The organism is Aliivibrio sp. 1S128, assembly GCF_001691065.1.
GTDB lineage: Bacteria > Pseudomonadota > Gammaproteobacteria > Enterobacterales > Vibrionaceae > Aliivibrio.
Map to the genome: position 1 here is coordinate 1,934 of NZ_MAJV01000114.1, position 1,084 is coordinate 3,017.

A 1,084-nucleotide genomic window follows, 5' to 3' on the forward strand; every position below is an offset into this window, starting at 1 on the left:
TGTTATGCAGGCGTTATGTGAAATATTTACAAAGGAGAGTAAATGCTATTTAAACTACAAGAAGGTGATAACTCTATAGGCTTAGAGCCTTTACAATTCAAAGATTTTTCTTCATTTGGTCAAGTTGAGAAAGATTTGGAGAATTTAATCGCTAACAATATCCTAGATGTTCTTTTTGAAGATTCGAAGTTAATGCCCATTTTTCAAGAGCGCCAATATCAGGCTGAAGCGGATATTTATGCTTTAAATGAAAAAGGTGAGTTAGTAATATTTGAATTGAAGAGAAGTTCAGCTAAAAATGACGCAGTACAGCAAGCTCTTAGGTATGCACAGGATGCTGGACAATGGACGTATCAAAAGCTAGAAGGTAAACTTAAAAAATATACTTCTCAAGATGTAACACTAAGTGAGGCACATCAAGAAGCATTTAATTTAGAGCATCCACTTGAGCCGAAAGAATTTAACAATAAACAACATTTAATTATTATAGGCAGCGCTGCGGATAATTCACTAATGTCATCTGTTGATTATTGGAAGAATAGCGGTTTGTCGATAGATTTTTTGCCTTATCGAATTTATGAAATTGAAGGTCAGAAGTATTTTGAATTTTTTGCACCTCCTTATGATAATCACAAAAACCCTAGTGATATAAAGGGTGTATTATTTGATACTAACAAAAGTTATAACAGCAACTCTATTTGGCAAATGATTGAGAATAGTCAGTTAGCATCCTATGGTGACGCTAAGCGATTTGTTGCTCATGTGCACATTGGAGATACTGTATTTTTTTCTCATAAAGGTTATGGAATTATAGCTGCTGCAAAAGTTAAAGGAGTACTGCAAAAACCTTCTGATAATACATGGTATCGGGATGTCGAGTTTTTAACTAAGATTCCTAATCGTAATGAACCAATCAAATCAATGCCTTTTTCAAAAGTAACTGAATTTACAGAAAAAAGTTTCTTTTGGGCGAGAACAATTAAAGTTCCATATTTATCAAAAAATGAAGCTGATGATTTAGTTGAGGAATTGAAAAAGTATCTCGCGTAATTTCACATAACAAATGCATCAACACGATTTGCTA

General features: G+C 33.2%; 1 protein-coding gene. It reads left to right on the top strand.

All coding sequences use genetic code 11. From position 1 onward, the window contains the following. Positions 1 to 42 precede the first annotated feature (42 nt). Positions 43 to 1,050: a hypothetical protein gene (locus A6E03_RS16270; protein ID WP_065601290.1), complete on the top strand. Its 1,008-nt coding sequence runs from the start codon at positions 43 to 45 to the stop codon at positions 1,048 to 1,050. The last annotated feature ends 34 nt before the right edge of the window (positions 1,051 to 1,084 follow it).